Origin of the sequence: Amycolatopsis bullii (assembly GCF_014654205.1) — a bacterium.
GTDB classification, from domain to species: domain Bacteria; phylum Actinomycetota; class Actinomycetes; order Mycobacteriales; family Pseudonocardiaceae; genus Amycolatopsis; species Amycolatopsis plumensis.
The window spans coordinates 1-2330 of the sequence record NZ_BNAW01000105.1 but is presented as its reverse complement, the minus strand read 5'-3'; the positions used below and the strand labels follow the sequence as shown (position 1 = coordinate 2330).

General features: G+C 72.2%; 3 protein-coding genes and 1 pseudogene. All 4 read left to right on the top strand.

From position 1 onward, the window contains the following. Positions 1 to 782: pseudogene (locus IE317_RS44080) on the top strand (serine/threonine protein kinase); the annotation flags it as partial. 53 nt (positions 783 to 835) lie between these two features. After that, the gene (locus IE317_RS44075; protein ID WP_191317305.1) at positions 836 to 1141 is read left to right on the top strand and encodes a hypothetical protein; all 306 of its coding nucleotides are present in this window, start codon (positions 836 to 838) and stop codon (positions 1139 to 1141) included. A 19-nt stretch (positions 1142 to 1160) separates the two neighbouring features. Further along, on the top strand, positions 1161 to 1583 hold the full coding sequence (msrB, locus tag IE317_RS44070) for a peptide-methionine (R)-S-oxide reductase MsrB (protein WP_191317304.1): 423 nt from the start codon (positions 1161 to 1163) through the stop codon (positions 1581 to 1583). A gap of 74 nt (positions 1584 to 1657) precedes the next feature. Further along, a partial coding sequence (locus IE317_RS44065) for a TIGR04222 domain-containing membrane protein (RefSeq protein ID WP_191317303.1) occupies positions 1658 to 2330 on the top strand: 673 nt, incomplete at its 3' end.

Genomic DNA, 2330 nt, shown 5'->3' with positions numbered 1-2330 from the left:
AGCGGCCGCCGTGGCAGCGCACGGCCGGCGCGGCGCCGTCGTCGCCGCCGGTCGGCACGCCGGTGCCGGCGAACAAGGCCGCGAACAAGGCACCGTCGAACCCGCCGCGCCCCACCGCGGCGTTCATGCCGATGCGGTCGCCGGACGCGCCGCCGAACACCCCGCCCAGACCGATGCCCGCGGCCGCGCCGTCGGCCAGGGCACCCCAGTACTCGCAGGCCGCCGCGAAGCCGGACAACAAGCGCAAGTACGCGCTGTTCGCCGGGGCCGGCGCGGCCGTCGTGGTGGTCGCGGTCATCGTGTTCCTGGTCCTGAACTCCGGCAACGGCGGTTCGGGCGGCAACCAGACCGCCCAGACGCCGGGCAACCAGCCGACGACGGGCCACAGCTCGACCAAGCCCAGCAGCCCGAGCAGCTCGGCCGCGCCCGCCGACCTCGACCGGACCCCGTCCGACGGCAAGATCAGCGACTACGGTTCCGCCGGCCGGCTGCTCACCGACAGGTTCTACGCGAACCCCGCCGGGAACTGGACCCTGCTGACCCCGGCGGCCCAGCAGGTCTACGGCACCGAACAGGACTTCCAGGCTTATTGGTCCGGTAAGAGTGTGCCCGCCTACCGCAACGCACGGGCCGATTCGGGCGGCGCCAACGCCGACGGGTCGATCACCATCAACATGGACATCAACGGGCAGTCACGCCGCCCCTTCCGGATCGTCCTGGTCGGCGGCCAGATGCTGATCGACAGCAACACCAAGCTCGAGGGGCCGTCCGCCGGTCAGTGAGACTTAACGCGCGTCCGGTGGGCTGAGCGGGCCGGATGGCCTACCGTGGTGGCATGGCCGACGACGGAGCTGCGCTGCCGGGCCAGAATCCTCGCTTCCACGAGGACCTGGTCGGCCTGGACCCGTACGACCCGGAGGCGCGCGCGTTCGCCGAGCACCTCGACCGCATCGAACGGTGCGGCCCCACCTTCACCATCGAAGCCGCCCTCGACGGCGTGGCCGACTTCGCCGACTCCAGCAACCGGCTCGGCGGGCTGCGCTACTGGGTGTCCGCCCTGATCGTGGTCCTCATCGTGCTCGGCGTGATCGTGGCCGCATGGGACATCGTGGTGCACGCCCTCGCCTGGCTCGCGGCGTAACGTGGATCGGGTGAAAGGTATGAAACCCGTTGTCGGCGCGACCCCGCGCGTCGTGAAGTCCGAGCAGGAATGGCGGGCGCAGCTCAGCCCCGACGAGTACGCCGTGCTCCGCCAGGCGGGGACCGAACGGCCGTTCACCGGTGAGTACACCGACACCAAGACCACCGGCGTCTACGAGTGCCGCGCCTGCGGTGCCGAGCTGTTCCGCAGCGACACGAAGTTCGAGAGCCACTGCGGCTGGCCGTCGTTCTACGACCCGGCCGACTCCGACGCGGTGCTGCTGCGCGAAGACCGCACCATGGGCATGAAGCGGATCGAGGTCCTCTGCGGCTCCTGCCACAGCCACCTCGGGCACGTCTTCGAGGGCGAGGGCTACCCGACCCCGACCGACCAGCGCTACTGCATCAACTCGATCTCGCTCAAGCTGGTACCCGAGTCCTAAATCTCCCTTAAGCCGACAACCCGCCGCCCTTCCTCGAACGTAGTCTCCGCACACGGACGAGGGAGGGCGGACTCATGACCGACACCTGGGGTGTTCCCGGACCGGTGTTCGCGGGGCTCTACGGGGGCCTGCTGCTCCTGCCGGCGCTGGCCCTGCTGGCCGGCCGCGTGGTACTCGGGCGGGGCCGCGCCGGCGGCGCGCCCGAGCGGGGCGAACAGCTCGCGCTGCTGACCGGCGGCCGGGCACGCGCGGCGGAATTCGTCGTCGCGCGCCTGCTGGACCAGCAGGTCCTCCGGCTCGACGGCACCGGCAAGCTCTCCCGCGTCAAGGGCTCGGCGTCCGACGACCTGGGCCGCGCGGCCCTGCTGAAGGTCGGCAAGAACGGCACTTCGATCGACCGGGTGCGGGCGACGGTCGCCGACCACCCCGCGATGCGGGAGCTGGAAGCCGGGCTGATCGGCCGGGGCCTGCTCGCCGACGCGCGGAAGGTGCGCTCGACCTGGGTGTTCGCTGCGGTGGCGTACTGGCTCCTGGTGGTCTTCGGCGTGGTCCGGCTGATCGCCGGGGCGAACACCGGGCACCCGGTGGGCTACCTGCTCGCCCTGCTGGCCGCCGGGGTGGCCGCGGCGATCGTCGTGACGGTCAAGGCCCGGAACGCACCGGCGGTCAAGGCCACCGCGGCCGGCCGGGCGGCGGCCGCCGAGGCGCGCCGCGCCGGCACCCTCGTCACGGGCCCCGCCAGATCGG